Below are 21801 nucleotides of genomic sequence, written 5' to 3'. Positions count from 1 at the left end.
GGCGTTCATAGTATAACTAATTAAATCATTTCGAATGCAAAATTTTGCACCTATTGCTCTTTTTGTTTACAACCGTCCTGAGCATACGCGCAGAACACTAAATTTCCTGCAAAAAAATTATCTGGCTGAAGAGTCGAGATTGTTTATCTTTTCTGATGGTGCCCGTAATGGAGATGAGGAAAATGTAAAAGCAGTTAGAGAACTGGCAAATAATATTTCAGGGTTTAAGTCTGTTGAAGTTATTGAGCGGGAACGTAATTTTGGCCTGGCTAATTCCGTTATCGATGGGGTTAGTCGATTGACAGCAACCTATGGACGAACTATAGTCATGGAAGATGATGTCTTAACATCGCCTTATACACTTCAGTATTTTAATGATGCTTTATGTAAGTACAATGATCAGGAGAAAGTAATGCATGTAACAGCTTACATGTACCCTATTGATCACAGTAATCTTCCAGAAACTTTTTTTCTAAGAATCGCTAGCAGTCAGGCCTGGGCTACATGGGATCGTGCATGGAAAAATTTTGAACCTGATATCGATAAAATCATTGCTAGATTTGATGATCAACTAAAATACCAATTTGAACTGGAGGGGGGGATGAATTTTTGGAAACATGTGATGGAATTTAAACATAGACGAAACAATTCCTGGGCTATTAGATGGTATTCATCCGTATTCTTAAATAAGGGACTTTCGGTAAATCCAGCTTTGTCGCTTATAGAAAATATAGGACATGATGGTTCTGGTGTCCATTCCGGAGTCAGTACAATTTACAAAGGCTCGATTAACAATTTCAGAATCAAAGAATTTCCGGAACATCTGGAAGAATATAGGCCGGGTTATCAAGCTGTGAGACATTTTTTGAAACACAGGAAAGGAAGCTACCTGCAACGCGGCATGCGTTATTTAAACCATGTACTCACAAAGTTAAAAATGCATAAAAATTAAGGAGGTTCATCGTTGAAGATTACACACTTGAGTACTTACGGGGGATATGGAGAAGTTGGTTCGACAGTTTTAAGACTGGATCAAAGTTTAAAATCATCCGGGGTAGAATCAGCGGTAGTATGTCTTCATCACACAGGTCACTCTACCAGTGCTAACGTGATATCAAGTGGTTTGTTTGGACGGATAGGGTCTAAATTTAATATTTTTGCCGAACGATTTTTCTCTAAAATACTGACAAGAAAAAGTAGCGCGCCATTTTCTTTGCAATGGTTTGGCCGTTCTGCTATTCATCATCCAGCAGTAAGACATGCTGATGTTATTCATTTACATTGGGTAAACGATGGCTTTTTATCGCCTAAATTTCTTGCCCAAATTGATGAATTGGAGAAGCCGGTAGTATGGACATTTTATGATAGTAATGCTTTTACAGGTGGTTGTCATGATCATCAGAATTGCGAAAATTATCATAAGGAATGTGGATTTTGCCCTTTGTTAAAGATATCTGGTAAGAATGATCTTTCCCATAAGACATGGGCACGTAAAAAGAGGGCTTACTCAGAATTGAACTGTCACATTATTGCTGCAGATAAACTGATGGCAGATGCCGTGAAATTAAGTAGTCTAATGGGGTTTAGAGAAGTTGCCATTATTCCAAGGTCGATGTCTAAAGTATTTAAGCCTTATCTTAAACCAGATGCAAAGAAAATTTTGAGAATTAATTCCGACAAATTTGTGTTAATGACAAGTTTTACCTTGTTGATGAATGATTTATTTAGGGGAGCTTTTAACCTTATTGATGCGCTAAATGATCTGGCGGCTAGACCTGGTATCGATCAATCGAATTTTGAACTGGTTATTCTTGGAAGTAAGTTAGGTGAAACACTGCCCGAATTCCCTTTTAAGACAACCTTTTTAGGTTCGGTCAGCAATGATGAACATTTGTCTAAATGTTATTCTGCAGCGGATGTTTTTATCGTTCCATCTCTGCAAGATCGGTTGGAGGATGGTGTAATGGAGAGTCTTTCCTGTGCCACGCCTGTAGTGGCTTTTGAAACCGTTGGTACACTTCAGGTGGTAAGACATCTGGAGAATGGTTATCTGGCAGAATATGGGTCTATGGAGGATCTGGCAACCGGTATTGAATGGCTGTATCATGATGAAAATGCTCCAGATATTCAAAAAGAAGCACGAAGAACAATATTAACTCAGTTTTCTGAGGGAGTTATTGCAGAAAAACACTTATTATTGTATCAGTCCCTTATTGATCTCCAACCGAAATAATAGTTTTTAAACCCCATGCAACCAAAGTTAAGTGTCATTACTATCGTTTATAACAATGTAAAGGATATTGAGCGAACGATGCTTTCGGTCCTTAACCAGGCCTACAGCAATATAGAATATATAATTATCGATGGGGCCTCAACAGATGGAACCAAAGACCTGATCTATAAATATAAATCAAAACTTACACAGTTTATTTCTGAGCCTGATAAAGGTATTTATGATGCAATGAACAAAGGGCTTTATCTTGCCACCGGTGATTATATTCTTTTCATGAATTCGGGGGATGAGATTTATGCACCTGAAACAGTTGCTGAAGTGTTTGGAACGGCTGCCTCTGCAGATATTTATTATGGTGAGACTGAGATGTTTGATGAACAATGGAAAAGCCTTGGGCAAAGAAGGCACAGTACACCTGAAGATTTTAATTGGAAAAGTTTCAGGTATGGTATGAATATTAGTCACCAGGCTATCTACGTAAAAAGAGATATAGCTGAACCGTTCGATCTTCAATATAAGTATAGCGCTGATATTGACTGGATTATTCGTGCAGCAAAAAACGCATCAAGTATTGTGAATACACATATGTATGTTGCTAAATATTTAGTAGGTGGTGTTTCAAAGAAAAAACATCTGGCTAGTTTAAAAGAACGATTTCAGATACTTACCAAGTATTATGGTTTGATACCTAATCTTATTAACCATGTTTTTATATCCTTTAATCTGGCACAATACTATATTCGGCACCGTCGGACAAATGATTAGTCGGATCATTTAAAGAAATTGAAACTAATATAATTTTAAGCAGTTGAAAGTATTACATGTAAATACATATGAAGGTAATGGAGGAGCTGGCAGAGCATGCTTGCGATTAAATGATGCACTCAAGGCCAAAGGGATAAATTCCCGGGTTATGACTTATTTTAAATTTAAAGAAAGTACTGTCACAACTGTTTTTTGTAAGGGGTATTTTCAAAAGACCAAAGCAATCATGAACATCCTCGCAGAGCGATACCTTTCCAAAGCTGTAACGAAAGCTGTTAAGATCCCCTTTTCGCTGCAATGGTTTGGAAGTTCTATTGTGCACAATCCTTTAGTTAAAGATGCTGATATTATTCATTTACACTGGATTAATCATGGCTTTTTATCACCTAGGTTTATTGGGGAACTTAGTGCGTTAAATAAGCCAATTGTATGGACTTTTCACGATAGTAATCCATTAACAGGAGGCTGTCACGTTCGTTACACATGCCAGGGCTATCTTTATGAATGTGGCAATTGCCCTGTGTTGAAAAAATCAAGTCAAAATGATTTCTCGCATAAGACCTGGAAAGCTAAAGAAAAAGCTTATTCAAAGCTGAACTTCCATGCGATTTCGCCAAGTAGTTGGATGGAAAAGTGTGTTAAGGAAGCTTCATTAACCAAAAATCATTCCGGTTCGGTTATTTCAAACGCGTTGGATACAGACCTTTTTAAACCTGCAGACAAAGCTGCTAGCAGAAAGGAATTAAGTATTAATCCAAGTGCTAAGGTTATTCTTGCGGGCTTCATGCCTTCTACAGACGATAGACACAAAGGGCTTAAGGAGCTTCAGGAGACGATTCAGCATTTATGCGCTGATCCCAATGTGGATAAAGATCAGCTGCTACTGTTATTTTATGGTAGTAATGGGGAAGGAGTGACATTGGATATTCCTATACCCTATAAATTTGCGGGTAAAATTGACAATGATGATGTACTAGTTAAGCTTTATAGCTCGGCAGATGTGTTTTTATTCCCTTCAATTGAAGAGAGTATGGGGTACACAGCCTTAGAAAGTCTTTCTTGCGGAACACCTGTTGCAGGTTTCAATACTTCAGGTGTAACAGACGTTGTTATCCATAAAGAAAATGGCTATCTGGCAAAATTGTATGACACTAAAGAGCTTTCGGAAGGTATAAAGTGGATACTGGATGGTGCTGATCATGCGAAATTATCTAGCCAGGCAAGAACCTGGGCCGTTTCGAAATTCGACCTACAGGTTATTGCAGCTCAACATATAGCGCTGTACGATAGTTTAATGAAACGTTAAAATATCTCCAGTTTTCTGTCTGATTTTTCTGTTAAGATGGTATAGGCATTCGCAAATTTTTCTGTTCTATTCTGTCCTAAAAGTGATCCAAGGATTTTTTTAACCTTGTATTCCAGCTCAATTTTAAAAGATTTTAAAATGGATTTTGGCGCTTTTTTATTTACGAATTCATTATATTTCGTAGTTGCTGGCGGAATAAGTGAGGTTTTGTCAGCTCGGATGTCTAAAGCCTCTGTTTTTAACAGGAATCTAATGAGCGATGGCGTGTACATATTGATATGTCCGTAGGCCAGGAAATGCTTCATCCGGTTCTCTACCCCAAAACGATAGTCTAGCGGAACTTCTATAACGATATATTTTGAAACACGTTTCAGTTCTCTGATGATGAGCCGCTCATGTTCAACATGTTCAAGTACATGCGAAAGAATAACAACGTCGAAACTGTTGTCAGGATAAGGAATCTGATACCCGTCAAACAGTTTGGCCTCAACGAGGCTTTTGAGGTTTCGCTTTTTGATCAATTCTGCTGCACTTTCAACAATTTCTAACGCATACATTTCTTTGCTAAAGCCCCATTCATCTAGGTATTGAAGGATGCTGCCATCGCCAGCTCCTACTTCCAAGACCTTTTTAAAGGATATATCTTTACAAACATCTACGATGTTCTGAGCTTTAGCTCTCGCACTCAGCAGGCGCCATTCTGTATTACTGCCTGCATAGCAGTTTTCGTATGCCTCATTTATGGTACTTGTAACTTTATCCATTGAGTTAATTTTCTCTAAATATAATATTTATCTGATTATTGTGACGCTACCTTTCAATATAGTTTTTTTATCGTCATTAAGCCTAATTATGTAGTAGTAAGTGCCTGTTGGCACAGGACTACCTTTATGAGTTCCATCCCAGGACTGATAATGATTTGAATAGAAAATTCTTGTGCCGTAGCGGTTATATATGGATACTTCTGCTCCAGGGTGCCCCTCAAGGTTTTTGATAATCCATCTATCATTAATGCCGTCCATATTGGGTGAAAATGCATTTGACATTTCCAGGTCTTTTACTACTAATACATATACCTGATATGTTTTATGACATGATGTTCCATAATGCACTGTTAAAGTATAAGTGCTACTTTCCTTGGGAGTAGCTTTAGGATTTAAAGTATATGGATTGTTTAATCCAATAGAAGGCGACCATTCAATTGTATAGTTTTGCGAAGTATTTACATCTATAACGGCATTAAGATTAACACTCTCACCGTAGTTTATCACAATTTTTTCCACCAAGGTAACCTTCGGCACTCTATAACTAATCACGCTCATCTGATCAAAACTAATGGCATCACATGTAGTGTTGGTAATTGTCCATTTAAATATTACTTCCTGATTAGGAGGTAAGTTGTCTATTATGGCCCTTGGATTATTTAAATTGGATGACGTGAAAGGGTTGTACCCTAAGGGAGAAACGACACTCCATGATCCTTCTTCATTTTCGTTGAAATTGTTCGCACTTAACTTGAATTTGGTGTTGCCACATAATTCAACACTTTGTCCGGCAATAGCCTTGGTAATCGGCTTAAAGATGTTTATTTTCAATTCATTACTCTTGTTTTGGCAGTTGTTTGTATTTGTAACCCTTCTGAAATAAGTGCTTTTAGAAAGGCTTGCTAATGTAAGATCTTTTAAATCACTATCTGGTATAGTTTCCCATAAGTTGCCATCTGTACTTTTTTCCCAATTATAGCTAATGATGGATCCAAATGCAGAGATAGGAGTTGTTCCTTCAATAGTTAGGTTTTCAACAATGTCTGCACAAAAGCTAGATGTGGTTACATTAATTGTATTGTTTGTTATTTTGCTATAATTCAGAATTTTTACAAAAGCAGTTGAACTGGGACAAACGGTTGGTGTAATTGTCCATTGAAGTACTATTTCTTGGTCTTCAGGTATGTTTTGAATAAGCGCATTAGGGTTGTTTATGTTCGAGGAATCAAAAGGCTGATACCCCAATGGACTAATTATCGACCAGCTACCTGTTTCGTTTTCAGCAACAGCATTGGCATTTAATGTAACAGAAGGGGTCTGGCATAGAAAAATATCTGTTCCTGCATTTGATTGGGTAACTTTCTCATACACCATAATTTTTAGTTGATTGCTATGGGCTTCGCAGTTGTTGGTGAGTGTTATTCTTTTAAACCATGCGATTTGATTAAATTCTGGTAAGAAAAGGTCTTTATTCGTCGCGTTTGGAATTTCAATCCAGGTAATTCCATCTGCGCTCTGTTGCCATTTAAAGGTGAAAACTGAATTTTGCGCGGCCTGTGGTGTTAAACCATTAATAGTGACGTTTGCTTTACCTTCACAGTTAAGTTGCTGACTTGAGCTAATAATATTGTTTGAAATTGATGGATGTATGGTGATGTGAACTTCGGAATCGTAACTGTCAATACTGTTTGACGTTATCTTCCTTCTGAATTTAATAAGTTGATCATCATTTGTATCATTAGGAATTCCAGGTGAATTGTAATCTGGCAGATTAGAAATTTGTGGTGCATTTATCCAGTTTTGATCGGTATCCTGAATTTCCCATTGAAATGAAGGGCTTGGAGTAAGGTATTTTTCACCATAAACTATAAATGGAATGGTTGTACATACCTCTGTTTGCTGGCTTTGAGTCAGGTTTACTTTAACAGTCCAGATATAATCCATACAGTTGGAGGAAATCTTATAGGTTTTAGGAGAGGTGAAATCCTGTTCTGTATTTGATAAAGGACTCGTTACTCCGATGTCTACCATGATATTGGGTTTGAGCTTTGCGAGATCCGTTCCCGGATGTACAGAAATTTCTATCGTTTTGCTTTGAACATCGATCCGTGCACTGGCAGTTTGTTCTGCAAGCGTAAATGAGGTGACAATTGGTTCTCCCGTTAGTTTTACCTGATTATACTTGACCACAAATGCATCAGATACATAGTGCTGTGCACTGAGGTTTAGTTCGCAATTACCAGGATTGAAATCTACGGTATTGCAAAATTTACCGCCTAAAAGCACATTTTTTTTGGAATCTACAGTTATCTTGTGTCCATAGTTTTCAAAGCAGGCACTCCCAAGATTAAAAGCCCATATAAAATTGCCCTGAGCATCATATTTACCAAAAAATGTGTCCCTAGAACCTTGATAGGTTAACACCTTATTATTGGGGGGATCTCCAAATTCTAGTTTTCCGACAAAATAACCACATATATATACGTTATCATCTATATCGGCAACAATATTGTAACTCAATATACTTGATGAATTCCCTTTCACTTGGCGAACCCACTTTAAGTCTCCATCTTGGCTATATTTAGTAATGTAGAGATTGTTTCCATCTAAGCTATTTAGTGTAATTGAATTGGCCGGGACGGTTGAACTGATGGACACAAAGCCGGAAAAATTGCCGGTCACATATAGCTCATCTGATCCATTCAGGGCTATTCCTGCGGAGTGGTTATTTGATCCAACTAAGGTATTGGACCAGATCAGGTTGAAATCCGAAGTATATTTTGCTATATAATAAGCCTGATCGATGTTTGATGGGGCAGCGGGGTTTTTAGGATTTAGGTTAGCGTTGGTACTAACACTTCCCGTAATTGCAATTTCATTGGCTGAATTTACTTTAACTCCATAAACGTAGTCATCATTGGCAGATGCAATTGTATATGCCCAAATGACATCCCCATTGGTGTTGTATTTAACGATAAAACCATCCTTTCCACCTTTTGAATTTATAATCCAGCCATCCAGATTAACATTGCTGGAGCTGCAGGATCCGACGAAAATTACATTTCCTGCTTTATCTATATCGGCCATGCCCCCGGCATCATCCTGAGATCCGCCAACTGTACGCGCCCACTTAAATTCTCCATTGGTATCAATTTTCACTAAAAGGGCTTCCTGCCCAATGCCGTTAAAGTCGTAAGATCCTTGACGTGGGCTGCTGTTAATACTAGGTGACTGGGTCATACAGGCGACATATGCATTCCCATTTATGTCGACTGACATATAATTGACCTGGTCTAAATTAGCCCCGCCAAATCTTGTAGCCCATATTAACTGACCATCATACGAATATTTAAGAATAAATATGTCATAATTCCCAACTGAAGTCAGCGAGATTGCGCTAGATCCAGAACCCACAGTGAGTGTGCCCTCGAAATGGCCTGAAACATATACATTATCATCCTTATCTACAGCCAGACCTGAAGTTTTACTCTCTCCCGTACCTCCAATATCTTTAACCCAGTCTGGTATGGGGAGCAGTTGGGCAAAAACACCGAAAGAATAACAATTGAAGATAATTACACAGTATAGAATTTTAAAGAGTAGCGTTTTCATAATGTGGTCAGTTTGCTTAGCCTGATTTATTTGAAGAAGATTGTTAAAAATGAAGTAGAAGCTCTTCCAAACTACTGATTTGCCATTCTACATCCTTAGGTTTTTCTTTTTTTAAGGGATTAAAATAAATGGCTTTTATGCCATAATCCTGTGCTCCACGTATATCGGCTTCAAGGCTGTCGCCTATCATAATGCTTTCATGTTTTTCTGCAGCAGCCTTATTTAATGCATACTCAAAAATGGCTTTGTGTGGTTTGTTTACACCTACGTCTTCTGAGATGATCACATTACGGAAATATGGGTTCAAGCCAGAAACATCCATTTTAGTAAGGGTAGTTTCTTTAAATCCATTAGAAATGATGTGTAAGGTATACCGTTCATAAAGATAGCCCAGGACTTTTTCGGAGCCCATGAACAGGTTGGTCTTAGTAGGACTGATACGAACATAATCCTCTTCAAATTGCATCGGAATTTTATCCGGCCTTATACCAAGTTGTCTGAATGTTTTGTGGAAACGCTCAGATCTTAGTTGTTCTTTGGTAATGCGTCCAACATGGTATTCCGCCCAGAGCTGATGATTATTTGCTGTATATGTGGCAATAAATTCCTGACAGGAATTGAGGCCTAGCTTTTCAAGTTCATACAATTGATAAAGCTCTTTAAGTGTTTCTTCAGCATTCCTGTCAAAATCCCAGATGGTATGATCCAAATCGAAGAATATGTGTTTGATCATTTTTATTAATTTTTTTGTAGCAGGAACGCCTAATAGCTGTTGTGAGAAACGACTAAATTTTGGGGCCATAGGCCAGGTCACCTGCATCACCTAATCCGGGAACAATGTACGATTTACTTGTCATTTCTTCATCAATTGCACCCAACCATAATTTTGCTTTCGGAAGGTTTGCTCTTACGTGTCTTAGTCCTTCCGAGCTTGCTATTGCACATGCGATATGGAGTTCTTTAATTTTATACCTGTTCATCAGCTCTTTGCAGCAAAGGACCATGCTCATACCTGTAGCGAGCATTGGATCGGCCATAATTACGATGCGGTCTGTTAAGTCGGGACTGGAAATATATTCAATAGCAATTTCCAGATTACCGCTTTTATGCATTTTTCGGTAGGCGGCTATAAATGCACATTCGGAACGGTCAAAGATATTTAGCATTCCTTTGTGCATTGGGATCCCAGCCCTTGTAATAGTGGCCAGCACAGGTTGCGATGTCAATTGTACAGTCTTTGCAATTCCTAATGGGGTCTGTGTTTCTATTTGTTGATAATCGAGTGTTTTACTAATTTCAAGGGCGAAAAACTCGCCAAGCCGCTCCATATTGGTGCGGAAACGCATAGGGTCTTTCTGAATGTTTTTATCTCTGATTTCAGCCATAAAAACATTTGCAATAGAATTGATTTTACTTAGGTCGAATATCATTACATAAAGATAAAAAATAAAAATCACCATTAACCAGTTTAACATTGCTAATGAGTTCATTTATCTGAAATAATAAAGCCCCGGTAGTTTTGTTACTTAGTAATGCTGTATCGGTTGTTACTACCGGATGCAAAAGCAATTGAGTGGTTTTTTCCAATTGTAAATCGTACCAGTAAAATGGAGTACAGGTGCCCGCTCTAAACCCAGGACAGTTGCCGTAGTGAATGCTGTAATCATTTTTTGTCTTGTTTTTTGTTAGCCTAATGTAGCTTTTTGGAAGTGTTATTTCTCCACTAAAATGATGTTGGTGATGTTTGTCGGGAATAGAAATAGCTGGACTTCGGATAAAACCATGACGTTTCATATCTGCAACAATTTGTTTGATTTCGGTAATTTTGATGTTTTTTGAGCTTAATTTGTTGTCGATGAGTGTTTTGATGTAGAGGATTGTGCTGGAAATAATATTTTTTGAAGGAGGGTTTATAGATGGGGGTAGTATATATATAGGTCTGAAGGAGAATTCTTTGTCGCCAAATTTGAGCGTGGGAAAATGTTTTAATAAGATGTTTTTCAATATCAATGCCCAAGCGTCAATAATAGGTTGGTTTAATAAATTCAGCTTGTATTGTAAACTATTTTTGTAGAGATAAGAGACTTCCTTTGAATTGCCCGTAGGTACATATTCTTCATAGCGGCTAAGGAAATAAAAAGAGGCGGCAAAAATATCAAAAGGTAAGGTGCTTTTGGTAACAGGAAAGGGAGTTCGCATTTCTCCGAAGTGTACAGTATTAATCTTTTGAGCTATGATTTTACGTTCGAAGAGTAGATTTGAACTTTTGAAAAATAACTCATTCTGAATTGCTTGCTCTGCATAACTGAATTTCGGTAGTGGCGATTGTTTGAATTCTTCTGCATTTACAGTAAAGACTATTTCAGTCTTTAATATATCATTAAATATAAAGTTGAAGATATACTTTATACGAGGGCTGAGGAACGGTACGTAAATCAGAAGTTTCATAAACATAAATTTAACATATAAATAACCAATTTACAGTGCTTTAAAAATGTTGGTATTAAGATAAAAAATTCTAGCTATGGATTTGTTACTCTGGACATTTGTTTGGGGTAGTTTTTGTTTTGGGACATCTCTGTCATTCCAGTGTTTAATACATGGCTTTGCTGAATCGTAGAAATAAATAATCCTTATATTTGAAATTAGGAGTCTTCAGAATAGAAGCTCGCTCTTTAAAATGATACCGGATGAAATTTAACATTGTTTCTGATTACAGTCCTACGGGAGATCAACCTACTGCCATTAAACAACTGGTCGAAGGTGTTAATAACGAAGAACACTATCAAACCTTGTTGGGAGTAACGGGATCGGGAAAGACGTTTACGATTGCAAACGTAATTCAGGAAACGCAAAAACCTACATTAATACTGAGTCACAATAAAACGCTGGCAGCACAGCTTTATGGAGAGTTTAAACAGTTCTTTCCTGAAAATGCCGTGAACTATTTTGTGTCTTATTATGATTATTATCAGCCCGAGGCCTTTATCGCCAGTAGCAATACTTATATAGAGAAAGATTTAAGTATCAATGAGGAAATAGAAAAACTAAGATTGCGTACTACCTCTGCCCTGATGTCTGGTCGTAGGGATATTATCGTTGTATCTTCTATCTCTTGTATCTATGGTATGGGAAACCCTGAAGATTTTTCCAGATCAGTTTTTCGTTTTTCAGTAGGGACAAGAATCTCGAGAAATTCATTTTTACATAGCCTGGTCGAGATTTTATATGCACGTACTACTAACGACTTTAAGCGTGGAACCTTCAGGGTAAAGGGTGATACCGTTGACATTTTTCCTGCCTATTTGGATAACGCATATCGCATCTCTTTTTTCGGAGATGATATCGAAGAGTTAAGTGCAATAGATCCGGTAACCGGAAAGACATTAGAGAAACTGGAAGATATGGCGATCTATCCGGCAAATTTATTCGTTACACCAAAAGATCGGTTTAATTCATCTATATGGGGTATACAGGAAGAGTTGGAAATTCGTAAAAACCAGCTGGTTGGTGACGGACATTTACTTGAGGCTAAAAGATTGGAAGAAAGGGTGAATTTCGATATAGAAATGATGAAGGAATTGGGGTATTGTTCAGGAATTGAGAACTACTCAAGGTTCTTTGATGGGCGTTCGCCAGGAATGCGTCCTTTCTGTTTGCTGGACTATTTTCCGGATGACTATTTAATGGTGATCGATGAAAGCCACGTTACTGTTCCTCAAATCAGGGCGATGTATGGTGGTGACCGTTCTCGCAAGCTTTCCTTAGTTGAATATGGTTTTCGTTTGCCTTCAGCATTGGATAACCGTCCTTTGAATTTTGATGAATTTGAACGCCTTGCTCCACAAACGATCTATGTGAGTGCAACGCCCGCAGATTATGAACTGCAGAAGTCGGAGGGAGTAGTGATTGAACAAGTGATCAGGCCAACAGGATTGCTGGACCCTTTAATAGAAGTTAGGCCGGCGATTAATCAAGTTGATGACCTGTTGGATGAAATTGATAAGACCATTAAGTTGGGTGACCGGGTCCTTGTTACTACTTTGACAAAGAGAATGGCCGAGGAACTGACCAAATATATGGACAGGCTAAATATCAAATGCCGCTACATTCACTCGGAAGTAAAAACACTGGAACGTGTAGAGATTTTACGTGGATTGCGATTGGGTGAATTTGACGTGTTGATTGGAATTAACTTGTTAAGAGAGGGACTGGATTTACCTGAAGTGTCTTTAGTCGCTATTCTGGATGCAGACAAAGAAGGTTTTCTGCGTTCGGACAGGGCTTTGATTCAAACCATTGGAAGAGCGGCAAGGAATGACAGAGGTAGGGTAATTATGTATGCGGATAAGATGACCGATTCAATGCAGCGTACCATAGAAGAAACCAACAGGCGTAGAGAAAAACAGGTGGCTTATAACCTTGAGTATGGAATTGTACCTAAAACTGTAGGGAAAAGCAGGGAAGCAATATTGGAACAAACCTCGGTGCTTGACTTTACTTCAGGCGAAACGAAACGTGCGAAAGCTTATGTGGAGGTGGATGAAGTGAGTATGGCCGCCGATCCGATTGTTCAATACATGACCAAGGCAGAAATGCAGAAATCAATTGACAAAACACGGAAAGATATGAGCAAAGCAGCAAAGGATATGGACTTTTTATTGGCGGCCAGACTGAGGGATGAAATGTTTGCTATGGAAAAAATGTTTGAAGAAAGATTTGCTAAGTCGTAAGTTTGTAAAATGGACGGAAAGAGCAGAAAGGATATATATCCGGGACTAGAAGTGGATATTATTTTGAAGAAAGATCAGAGAAGTGGAAAATTGACAAGAGGAATTGTTGCAAGTTTGCTCACTTCGGCAGCATTTCACTCCCGTGGCATTAAAGTGCGTTTGGAAGACGGACAAATAGGCAGAGTAGCATCAATCGTAGATGACATTTGAGCTGATGGTATTGTAATTGTTATGCAATAAACAGAACGGTGCTGTAATATATAAATTTCAACCCCGTCTATATTTATATAATTATTAAAGAAATAAAATGGGAGTTATAAAATTCATATTGGTTACCTTACTCATCATCTATCTCTTACGGGTTATTCTTCGTTTGATATTCCCGATGGTGTTAAGGAGGATGTTTAGCAAAGTTCAGCAACAAGCACAGAATCAGGCAAGACAACAGAATGAGAAACCAGAAGGTTCAATCTCTATTGATTATATGCCTCCCCAAGCTAAAACAGGTAAAACAGATAAATTGGGCGATTTCGTAGATTACGAAGAGCTGAAATAGGACTGTTTTGCCAAGGGCTTTTTAAACACTAAATATTTTTTTTAAAAAAGTTGTTCGAGGCAGATAAAAATAAATCATTTTATCTAAGTTTGGGGTTAGTTTAATCTTAAACAAACCTTAATGAATAACTGGTTAAAAGCGAATGGCATTCATCTTGCCATAATTGGATTTTTTGTAATCATCTGTTTCGTCTATTTCAGCCCTGTACTCCAAGGCAAATCTCCTGCTCAGGATGATGTTTTGCAGGCTAAAGCCATGCAGAAAGAAATCATGGAGTATAAGGATAAAGATGGAAAAGCTCCATTATGGACCAACCAAATGTTTGGGGGGATGCCAGCTTATCAGATTTGGGCGGAGTATGCTTATAATGGTGCAACCTACGGTATCCGACTTATTGTAAATACATTTCCTCAACCGATAGGCGCGATTCTTTTGTTGCTTTCCGGGACATATTTTTTATTTATTGTTTTAAGGGTAAATCCATGGCTGGCAGCTGCTGGTGCAATCGCATTTGCATTTACAACATATAACTTCGTGCTCATCTCAGCAGGACACAATAATAAGGTGCTGGCCATAGGTTTCTTTGCGCCTATTATTGCTGGTATTCTTCTGACTTTACGCGGCAAGTATTGGGTCGGTGGTAGTTTAACCGCTTTGTTTTTGGCGCTGTTGATTAGGGCCAATCACGTACAGATGGCCTACTATCTATTGTTATCCGTTATTATTTTTATGGCTATTGAGTTTTATCAGGCGTATAAAGCAAAAACATTACCTGCCCTGGGTAAAGCTGTTGGGGTTTTAACTGCTGCTGCGCTTTTAGCAGTAATGGTAAACGCAGGAGTATTGTGGACTACAGCAGAATATGCAAAGGAAACCATCAGGGGTAAAGCAAATTTGACAGCTGCTTCGGCAGATGGTGGTGATGCCAATGCAAAAGCCAAGGAATATGCTTATGGCTGGAGTCAGGGTGTAGGAGAGAGTTTTACCTTTTTAATTCCTGATCTTTATGGAGGTGCTACAAGTATAAACGAGCTTGTGAAGCCGGAAAGCCATATGTTCAAAGCAATTTCCGAGCTCACTGGTGGAGATCCTGGTCAAACTACTCAGGCTATTCAGCAATTGGCTCAGAATCTGAATATGCAGCAATATTGGGGCGAGAAACCTGGTACATCTGGTGGATATTACTTTGGTGCGGTGATCTGCTTCCTTTTTGTATTCGGACTGTTCATTGTACGAAGCCACTTAAAATGGTGGATTCTGGCAACAACAATATTGTTTATCCTTTTGTCTTTCGGAAAAAATTTCCCACTGATATCTGATTTGTTTTTTGACTATTTCCCGTTGTATAACAAATTTAGAGCAGTTGAATCGATCTTAGCTGTAGTTGGATTAATGGTACCATTACTGGCTATACTTGCAGTGAAAGAAGCGCAGGATGGAGATATTGATCAGAAAGTTCTGATTAAAAAATTGAAAATATCGGCGGGTATTACTGGTGGTTTTGCTTTGGTCGTGGCTATCATACCTACGTTGTTCTTCAGCTTTACTACGGCCAATCACCAAGAAATTGTTCAAGCGCTTACACAGAGTCTGGAAAATAATGCTGCGCTTGCTCATAAAATTACAAATGCATTAATAGAGGATAGGATCTCTATTGCCCGTGCAGATGCCTTCCGTTCATTTATACTTATAGCGATAGCTTTTGGTTTGGTATGGGCATTCATTACTAAAAAGATGAGCGTACAAATGGCATGTGGTTTATTGGCCGTAGTTGTGTTGTTTGACATGTGGCAGGTAGATCGCCGTTATCTGAACAATAGTAATTTTGCTACTAAAAGTGATCTAGCTAATCATTTTCAGCCAAGAGATGTCGATAACTTTATTATTGCAGATAAAGACCCTGATTTCAGGGTGCTGGATATGACCATCAATACATTTTCAAATGCCAGTGCGTCTGCGTTTCATAAGACGGTAGGAGGATATCATGCAGCAAAATTGAAAAGATATCAGGAATTAATCGAGAAACAGTTTTCTAAGAGCGTTAATCAGGATGTGCTGGACATGTTGAATACAAAGTACATCATTACGCAGGATCCACAGAACGGTTCTTATAAAATGCAACGAAATGCTACAGCTGCCGGACATGCCTGGATCGTACCACGTGTTCAGTTTGCTAAGGATGCTGATGAGGAAATGAAAGCGATCAATAGCTTTGACCCTAAACAGGAAGCAATTGTTGATGTGAGGTATAAAAATCTGATAGACGAGAAACGTTTAGGGCCCGGTACAGGTGCTTTGATTAAATTGGATAGTTATCACCCGGATCACTTGGTTTACACTTACAGTGCGCCTACAGATGTTATTGCGGTATTCTCTGAGATTTATTATGATAAAGGTTGGAATATGTACGTAGATGGTGCTGAGAAGCCTTACTTCAGGGCAGATTATGTGTTACGTGCAGCGCAGTTGGAAGCGGGGAATCATAAAGTGGAATTCAAATTTGAACCAACATCTTACTACGTTGGAGAAAAGATTTCACTAGTAGCATCTTTATTGTTGGTAGCAAGTTTAGGATTTGCATTTTATTCAGAAAATAAAAAGAAAAAGGCAGCTTAGCATTTGAGTTACTTATGTCATAACAAAGGTCATTACATGTATGTAATGACCTTTGTTATTTAACGATTACTTAACGTTTGATTAATCCTCCGCTTGCACCTTTGTAACGTTAAGTAGTATGCAATATGCAAAAGGATGACATCTAAAAGAGAAGTTGAGATTGCAGTAATCTCTGATGTACACTTGGGAACCTACGGTTGTCACGCTAAAGAATTGTTGAAGTACCTAAAAAGTATTAAGCCTAAGGCAATCGTTTTAAATGGCGACATTATAGACATCTGGCAGTTTAGTAAAAGATATTGGCCGGAAACGCATATGAAGGTGGTCAGAAAACTAATGAAATTTGTTGTTGAAGGTGTTCCTGTTTATTATCTGACAGGGAATCATGATGAATTACTTCGAAAATTTGCAGATATGAACATGGGTACATTTTATCTACAGAATAAACTTGTCCTTGAGCTGGATGGCAAAAAGGCCTGGTTCTTTCATGGTGATATATTTGATGTAACCATGCAACATTCTAAATGGCTGGCTAAACTTGGCGCTGTGGGGTACGATACATTGATTCTCATCAATAGTTTTGTAAACTGGTTTCTGGTGTTAATGGGACGAGAGAAAATGAGCTTCTCGAAGCGGATTAAAGCGAAGTTTAAAGATGCAGTTAAATTTATCAATGGCTTTGAACAAACAGCAGCCGAACTGGCTGCGGAAAAAGGCTATGAGTATGTGGTGTGTGGACATATCCATCAACCTGAAATGAGAAGTATTGCTACAGATAATGGCGCTGTAACCTATTTAAATAGTGGTGATTGGGTGGAGAATCTGACTGCACTCGAATATTACGATAAGTCCTGGAAGATCTTTAAATACGAGCACGCCAACTTTCAGAAGGATGAAATTGAAGAAGGTGAATTGTCGGACGGAGAAGACTTACATAGCAAATTAGATATCACCATTCTACTACAAAAGATTAAGCTATAAATTGTCTAAGGTGTAAAACCTGCATGAGCTTACAAGTTATTATTTTAGATTGAATTTAGCTCATGCAAGCTTCATAACCTCTAAAAAACAATATATTCTAATGAAAAATACAGATATTAGGTGCGAATGAAGATACTTTACGCTATACAGGGAACCGGCAACGGTCATATTAGCCGTGCAAGAGAGATTGTTCCCTTATTACAGCAATATGGTGATGTTGATCTCCTCATTAGTGGGACCCAGGCTGATGTAAAATTAACCCAGGAGGTAAAATACCAATTGCATGGCTTTAGTTTTATTTTTGGTAAAAAGGGAGGTGTAAATCATTACGAGACATGGAAAAGTATGAATCTTCCACGATTTGTGAAAGATATGCGGCATATACCATTAAAGGAATATAACCTGATCCTGAATGATTTTGAACCAGTTACCGCATGGGCGTGTAAGACGAAAGGAATTGAAAGTGTTGGTTTAAGTCACCAAGCCTCTTTTCAATCTAAAAAAGTTCCTAAACCAAAAAGCATCGATTGGGCACAATTGGTGATGAAATATTATGCCCCTGCTACACATTACGTGGGTTTTCATTTTGACAGATACGACGATTTTATTTATACCCCGGTAATCAGGGCTGAAATCAGAAATATGCAAACCAGCAATCTGGGGCATTATACCGTTTACCTCCCTGCCATTGATGATCAATACCTGGTGCCACTTCTAAAACAAATCCCTCATGTAAACTGGGAGATATTTTCCAAGCATTGCAGACAGGGGTATGTAGATGGGAACGTAAATGTACGTCCTGTCAACAATGAATTGTTTAACATAAGTTTAGCCGCCTGTGAGGGCCTGTTTACAGGAGGTGGATTTGAAGGCCCTGCAGAAGCACTGTTTTTAGGTAAAAAATTATTGGTAGCACCAATGAAGTTTCAATATGAGCAGCAGTGTAATGCGTATGCTTTGAAACAGTTTGGTTTACCTGTGGTTTGGGGGAGTAACAAAAACTGGCTGCCAGTAATTAAGAACTGGGTGAACAGCCCGCAGGAACACAAATTTTACTTTCCTGATGAGACGGCCGCTGTAATTGATAAAGTTGTAAAGCAGTTTGCCAGATAATTTGCTTTACTTTGCCTTTAGGCATGATCAATCAATTTAGAAATTTAAACCCTATAAACCTGCTCATATTATTCGCATATACTTTTTTTATGCGAGTGGCTATTTTTGCAGAGCTCCCTGCTCAGCTGAATTTTGAATTTTTAGAATCCTATACCCGGTTTTTTATTAAAATCCCTGTACAAAGTTTTTTTTCGTCCAGTAGCAATGTTTTTCTGGCCGGAATTATTGTTTACATCCAGGCTATTTTATTTAACAGGGTTGTGAATAATCATGGTTTGTTGAATAAGCCGGGGTTTTTGCCTGCGCTAATGTATATTACTGGAGCCAGTTTATTTATGCCATTCCTGGTATTAAGTCCAACATTGATCTGTAATTTTTTACTGATCTGGATGATGGATAAATTTCTGAAGATCGGTAAATCTCCCAACGCCATTATGATCATGTTTGATATTGGAATGATCATCGCCATTGGCACACTGATCTACTTTCCTTTTATTGTAATGTTGGTTATGATATGGCTTGCTTTGTTACTTTACAGGTCATTTAACTGGAGGGAGTGGGTTGCCGGATTAGCAGGGTTTTTAACGATTTTCTTTTTTGTAGGTGTATTTTATTATTGGAATGACAGCTTATCTATGTTCTACAAAATATGGCTGCCATTAGGTAATAAGTTTCCGTCTGTCTTTAAAATCAACTATAACGATTATTTGGTTTTAGTGCCAGTATTAGTGATGATGGTGCTTGCCATACTTCAACTACGTGAAAACTTTTTCAGAAGCTTTATCAGTACAAGAAAGGCTTTTCAGATGCTGTTTTTTATGTTTATTGTGAGTATCGCCAGCTTTTACACCAAGCCAGATTTCAGTTTGTATCACTTTTTGTTATGTGTGCCTCCCGGAGCTGTTTTGCTGGCCTATTATTTTTCGAATGCTAAAAAAAGGTGGTTTTACGAGAGCTTATTCCTAATCCTCGTTTTTGCCATCCAGTACTTTTTGTTTGTTTAACTTTTTTTAACAATTTGAAACCTTGAAACTAACTAAAGATTGATAGCTTTGTGCAATGAAGTTTGGAGCTGTTCATGCATAATTTGGTTATAGATATTGGTAACACAAATAGTAAACTTGCCGTTTTTAATGAAAAGGCTATAGTTTACTACCAGGTTTTTAAAGATCTTGTGCCTGCTGAATTGATCAGATTAATAAAAGAATACAATGTAATCAATTCGTCTGTTTCCATTGTTAGAGAAGATTTACAGGAAGTAATTGATGTTCTGGAGTCGAACACTAATTATATTCCTTTTTCTACCAACATTAACACCGGAATAAAGAATTATTATAAAACACTTTCAACACTGGGTTTAGACAGATGGGCTAAAGTGATAGCTGCAAATAGCTGCTATACTGGACGAAATTGTTTGATGATTGATTCTGGTACCTGTATTACATATGATTTACTGAACAGCAGTAAAGAATATTATGGAGGTAGCATTAGCCTGGGGATAGATATGCGTTTTAAAGCGCTGCATCATTTTACAGATAGATTGCCATTGGTGAATTGGGAGCCTGAAGCGGAAATACCTAACGGAACAGATACCAGTTCGGCGATTAAAAATGGTGTTTTACAAGGAGTAATAAATGAGGTTGAGGGTTTTATATCCTCTTATAATAAAGAAAATATAGGCCTGACGGTATTGTTAACAGGGGGTAACGCTGCTTTTTTGCTAGAACAATTAAAAAACAGCATCTTTGCGCCTCAAATTATACACGATCCGTATTTGGTATTAAAAGGATTAAATGAAGTTATTGCATTTGAATATGTACAAAAAAATTAATTATATAGTAGCGGTAATCATCTTGTTCGCCAGTGTAAATGTTGAAGCACAGGTAACTTCACAATCTCCATATTCAAGATATGGTCTTGGAAATGTTAAAGGATTGTTGCTTCCTCAATTCAGGGCCATGGGCGGAATTTCAACCGCTGTATACAAACCCAATGATTATTTTAGTAATATCAATATGCAAAACCCTGCTTCTTATGCAGGCGTCACCTTAACTACCGTTGATGTGGGTATGAGTGGTGGATTTAAACAACTTAAGAAAGATAACCTGACTGAAGGTAGCTTTAATGCCACTTTAAGTCACGTGGCTCTTGCTTTTCCGATTAAAGCTGGTCGTACGGGTTTAAGTTTCGGCTTACTTCCTTATACAGACCTTGGGTACCAGTTTAGCAATGTTGGAAAGCTGGATGGTGATACCACTGCAGTAAATAAATTGTATTCAGGAGAAGGTGGTTTAACAAAGGCTTACTTTGGATTAGGTCAGCAGTTTGGAGACCACTTCAGAGTTGGAGTAAATGTGGAGTATGTTTTTGGTAATCTGCTTGAAAACCGTGCTTTAGAGTTGCAAACTGTTCCTTCATTGAATACTAAACAACAAGATAAAAATAGTGTAGGCGGTATTAGTTTCTCCTATGGTATGCAATATGAAATCCCTCTAAGTGCTAAGAGCCGTATTACATTAGGGTACTCCGGATCTTCTCCTTCCAGCATCAATTCAAAAAAGACTTTCCTGGTTACAAGGTACCTGAGACAAACCACAGGAGATGAAGGAACTGCTATTGATACACCTGTTTTTGTAGAAAATGGCTCTGCGAAATTGAAACTTCCTTTAGTTCACAATTTTGGTATCGCTATACAAAAAGATAATAAATGGCTTGTAGGGGCCGATTTTAGAACCGGAAACTGGTCTAAATTGAGTATGGATGGTGTAAATAGTGGACTTGAAGATAGTTGGGGTGCTTCAGTAGGCGGACAACTTACACCTGATATGAATTCAATCGGTAGTTATTTCAATAGAGTTGATTACAGACTTGGATTTATGTATGATAAGACTTATATCAAAATAGGAGATCAGGACGTTAAACAAATGGCGGTTACTTTTGGTTTAGGTTTGCCTTTGGCGATCAACCGATTCGTTGCTAATAAAATTAACATTACTACTGAAGTTGGAAGAAGAGGAACTTTGAAAAGTGGACTGGTTCAGGAGAATTATATCAACATTCATTTAGGTTTTACGCTTAACGATACCTGGTTCAGACGCTTCAAGTTTGACTAATGATCCGTT

At 38.0% G+C, this 21801-nt stretch carries 18 protein-coding genes; 13 read left to right on the top strand and 5 right to left on the bottom strand.

Annotated features, from left to right (window positions below; all coding sequences use genetic code 11):
- Nucleotides 1–34 precede the first annotated feature (34 nt).
- The 4 genes from R2Q84_RS10470 to R2Q84_RS10455 are packed head-to-tail and all read left to right on the top strand — an operon-like array spanning nucleotide 35 to nucleotide 4304.
- On the top strand, nucleotides 35–952 hold the full coding sequence (locus tag R2Q84_RS10470) for a glycosyltransferase (protein WP_316816483.1): 918 nt from the start codon (nucleotides 35–37) through the stop codon (nucleotides 950–952).
- A 12-nt stretch (nucleotides 953–964) separates the two neighbouring features.
- The gene (locus R2Q84_RS10465) at nucleotides 965–2233 is read left to right on the top strand and encodes a glycosyltransferase (RefSeq protein ID WP_316816482.1); all 1269 of its coding nucleotides are present in this window, start codon (nucleotides 965–967) and stop codon (nucleotides 2231–2233) included.
- 15 nt (nucleotides 2234–2248) lie between these two features.
- Nucleotides 2249–2998 (top strand): glycosyltransferase family 2 protein, encoded by a 750-nt coding sequence (locus tag R2Q84_RS10460; protein ID WP_316816481.1) that lies wholly within the window; start codon nucleotides 2249–2251, stop codon nucleotides 2996–2998.
- Nucleotides 2999–3041: 43 nt separating this feature from the next.
- Nucleotides 3042–4304, top strand: a complete 1263-nt coding sequence (locus R2Q84_RS10455; protein WP_316816480.1) for a glycosyltransferase — start codon at nucleotides 3042–3044, stop codon at nucleotides 4302–4304.
- On the opposite strand, the gene R2Q84_RS10450 is transcribed toward R2Q84_RS10455, so the two are convergent.
- Genes R2Q84_RS10450 through R2Q84_RS10430 form a run of 5 tightly spaced genes read right to left on the bottom strand, consistent with a single transcriptional unit; the run spans nucleotide 4301 to nucleotide 11128 of the window.
- Nucleotides 4301–5068 (bottom strand): class I SAM-dependent methyltransferase, encoded by a 768-nt coding sequence (locus tag R2Q84_RS10450; RefSeq protein WP_316816479.1) that lies wholly within the window; start codon nucleotides 5066–5068, stop codon nucleotides 4301–4303. The two genes, R2Q84_RS10455 and R2Q84_RS10450, sit on opposite strands and share 4 nt — an antisense overlap.
- A gap of 27 nt (nucleotides 5069–5095) precedes the next feature.
- Nucleotides 5096–8680: a gliding motility-associated C-terminal domain-containing protein gene (locus R2Q84_RS10445; RefSeq protein WP_316816478.1), complete on the bottom strand. Its 3585-nt coding sequence runs from the start codon at nucleotides 8678–8680 to the stop codon at nucleotides 5096–5098.
- A 43-nt stretch (nucleotides 8681–8723) separates the two neighbouring features.
- Nucleotides 8724–9413, bottom strand: a complete 690-nt coding sequence (locus R2Q84_RS10440; protein WP_316816477.1) for a YjjG family noncanonical pyrimidine nucleotidase — start codon at nucleotides 9411–9413, stop codon at nucleotides 8724–8726.
- Nucleotides 9414–9465: 52 nt separating this feature from the next.
- Nucleotides 9466–10110 carry a uracil phosphoribosyltransferase gene (upp, locus tag R2Q84_RS10435; RefSeq protein ID WP_316816476.1) on the bottom strand — a complete coding sequence of 215 codons (645 nt, stop codon included), beginning with the start codon at nucleotides 10108–10110 and terminating at the stop codon, nucleotides 9466–9468.
- Nucleotides 10091–11128 carry a DUF7033 domain-containing protein gene (locus R2Q84_RS10430; RefSeq protein ID WP_316816475.1) on the bottom strand — a complete coding sequence of 346 codons (1038 nt, stop codon included), beginning with the start codon at nucleotides 11126–11128 and terminating at the stop codon, nucleotides 10091–10093. The genes upp and R2Q84_RS10430 overlap by 20 nt, the downstream gene beginning before the upstream one ends.
- A 242-nt stretch (nucleotides 11129–11370) precedes the next feature.
- On the opposite strand from R2Q84_RS10430, the gene uvrB reads away from it, so the two are divergent.
- The 9 genes from uvrB (at nucleotide 11371) to R2Q84_RS10385 (ending at nucleotide 21792) form a co-directional block, all read left to right on the top strand.
- Nucleotides 11371–13413 carry an excinuclease ABC subunit UvrB gene (gene uvrB / locus R2Q84_RS10425; protein ID WP_316816474.1) on the top strand — a complete coding sequence of 681 codons (2043 nt, stop codon included), beginning with the start codon at nucleotides 11371–11373 and terminating at the stop codon, nucleotides 13411–13413.
- A 9-nt stretch (nucleotides 13414–13422) separates the two neighbouring features.
- Nucleotides 13423–13623, top strand: coding sequence for a YwbE family protein (locus R2Q84_RS10420; RefSeq protein ID WP_316816473.1), 201 nt, complete (start codon nucleotides 13423–13425; stop codon nucleotides 13621–13623).
- A 97-nt stretch (nucleotides 13624–13720) separates the two neighbouring features.
- Nucleotides 13721–13969 (top strand): DUF4834 family protein, encoded by a 249-nt coding sequence (locus tag R2Q84_RS10415; protein ID WP_316816472.1) that lies wholly within the window; start codon nucleotides 13721–13723, stop codon nucleotides 13967–13969.
- Nucleotides 13970–14089: 120 nt separating this feature from the next.
- On the top strand, nucleotides 14090–16585 hold the full coding sequence (locus R2Q84_RS10410) for a YfhO family protein (protein ID WP_316816471.1): 2496 nt from the start codon (nucleotides 14090–14092) through the stop codon (nucleotides 16583–16585).
- 135 nt (nucleotides 16586–16720) lie between these two features.
- Entirely contained in the window at nucleotides 16721–17566 is an 846-nt protein-coding gene (locus R2Q84_RS10405; RefSeq protein ID WP_316816470.1) for a UDP-2,3-diacylglucosamine diphosphatase, read from the top strand.
- Between the two features lie 126 nt (nucleotides 17567–17692).
- Entirely contained in the window at nucleotides 17693–18679 is a 987-nt protein-coding gene (locus tag R2Q84_RS10400) for a glycosyltransferase family protein (RefSeq protein WP_316816469.1), read from the top strand.
- Between the two features lie 23 nt (nucleotides 18680–18702).
- Nucleotides 18703–19683: a DUF6427 family protein gene (locus R2Q84_RS10395; protein WP_316816468.1), complete on the top strand. Its 981-nt coding sequence runs from the start codon at nucleotides 18703–18705 to the stop codon at nucleotides 19681–19683.
- 74 nt (nucleotides 19684–19757) lie between these two features.
- Complete coding sequence (locus tag R2Q84_RS10390) at nucleotides 19758–20510, top strand: type III pantothenate kinase (protein ID WP_316816467.1); 753 nt, start codon at nucleotides 19758–19760, stop codon at nucleotides 20508–20510.
- On the top strand, nucleotides 20473–21792 hold the full coding sequence (locus R2Q84_RS10385) for a hypothetical protein (protein WP_316816466.1): 1320 nt from the start codon (nucleotides 20473–20475) through the stop codon (nucleotides 21790–21792). The genes R2Q84_RS10390 and R2Q84_RS10385 overlap by 38 nt, the downstream gene beginning before the upstream one ends.
- Nucleotides 21793–21801: the final 9 nt, after the last annotated feature.

The organism is Pedobacter nyackensis (assembly GCF_032678475.1).
GTDB classification, from domain to species: domain Bacteria; phylum Bacteroidota; class Bacteroidia; order Sphingobacteriales; family Sphingobacteriaceae; genus Pedobacter; species Pedobacter nyackensis_A.
The sequence above is the reverse complement of the archived record's forward strand: the minus strand, read 5'-3'. Positions and strand labels throughout refer to the sequence as shown.

What these genes read in the sequence shown, in the direction of transcription:
- R2Q84_RS10470 (WP_316816483.1), top strand. Translation starts at nt 35, where the DNA reads ATGCAAAATTTTGCACCTATTGCTCTTTTTGTTTACAACCGTCCTGAG.
- R2Q84_RS10460 (WP_316816481.1), top strand. Translation starts at nt 2,249, where the DNA reads ATGCAACCAAAGTTAAGTGTCATTACTATCGTTTATAACAATGTAAAG.
- R2Q84_RS10450 (WP_316816479.1), bottom strand. Translation starts at nt 5,068, where the DNA reads ATGGATAAAGTTACAAGTACCATAAATGAGGCATACGAAAACTGCTAT.
- R2Q84_RS10445 (WP_316816478.1), bottom strand. Translation starts at nt 8,680, where the DNA reads ATGAAAACGCTACTCTTTAAAATTCTATACTGTGTAATTATCTTCAAT.
- R2Q84_RS10440 (WP_316816477.1), bottom strand. Translation starts at nt 9,413, where the DNA reads ATGATCAAACACATATTCTTCGATTTGGATCATACCATCTGGGATTTT.
- upp (WP_316816476.1), bottom strand. Translation starts at nt 10,110, where the DNA reads ATGATATTCGACCTAAGTAAAATCAATTCTATTGCAAATGTTTTTATG.
- R2Q84_RS10430 (WP_316816475.1), bottom strand. Translation starts at nt 11,128, where the DNA reads ATGAAACTTCTGATTTACGTACCGTTCCTCAGCCCTCGTATAAAGTAT.
- uvrB (WP_316816474.1), top strand. Translation starts at nt 11,371, where the DNA reads ATGAAATTTAACATTGTTTCTGATTACAGTCCTACGGGAGATCAACCT.
- R2Q84_RS10420 (WP_316816473.1), top strand. Translation starts at nt 13,423, where the DNA reads ATGGACGGAAAGAGCAGAAAGGATATATATCCGGGACTAGAAGTGGAT.
- R2Q84_RS10415 (WP_316816472.1), top strand. Translation starts at nt 13,721, where the DNA reads ATGGGAGTTATAAAATTCATATTGGTTACCTTACTCATCATCTATCTC.
- R2Q84_RS10410 (WP_316816471.1), top strand. Translation starts at nt 14,090, where the DNA reads ATGAATAACTGGTTAAAAGCGAATGGCATTCATCTTGCCATAATTGGA.
- R2Q84_RS10405 (WP_316816470.1), top strand. Translation starts at nt 16,721, where the DNA reads ATGACATCTAAAAGAGAAGTTGAGATTGCAGTAATCTCTGATGTACAC.
- R2Q84_RS10400 (WP_316816469.1), top strand. Translation starts at nt 17,693, where the DNA reads ATGAAGATACTTTACGCTATACAGGGAACCGGCAACGGTCATATTAGC.
- R2Q84_RS10395 (WP_316816468.1), top strand. Translation starts at nt 18,703, where the DNA reads ATGATCAATCAATTTAGAAATTTAAACCCTATAAACCTGCTCATATTA.
- R2Q84_RS10390 (WP_316816467.1), top strand. Translation starts at nt 19,758, where the DNA reads ATGCATAATTTGGTTATAGATATTGGTAACACAAATAGTAAACTTGCC.
- R2Q84_RS10385 (WP_316816466.1), top strand. Translation starts at nt 20,473, where the DNA reads ATGAAGTTATTGCATTTGAATATGTACAAAAAAATTAATTATATAGTA.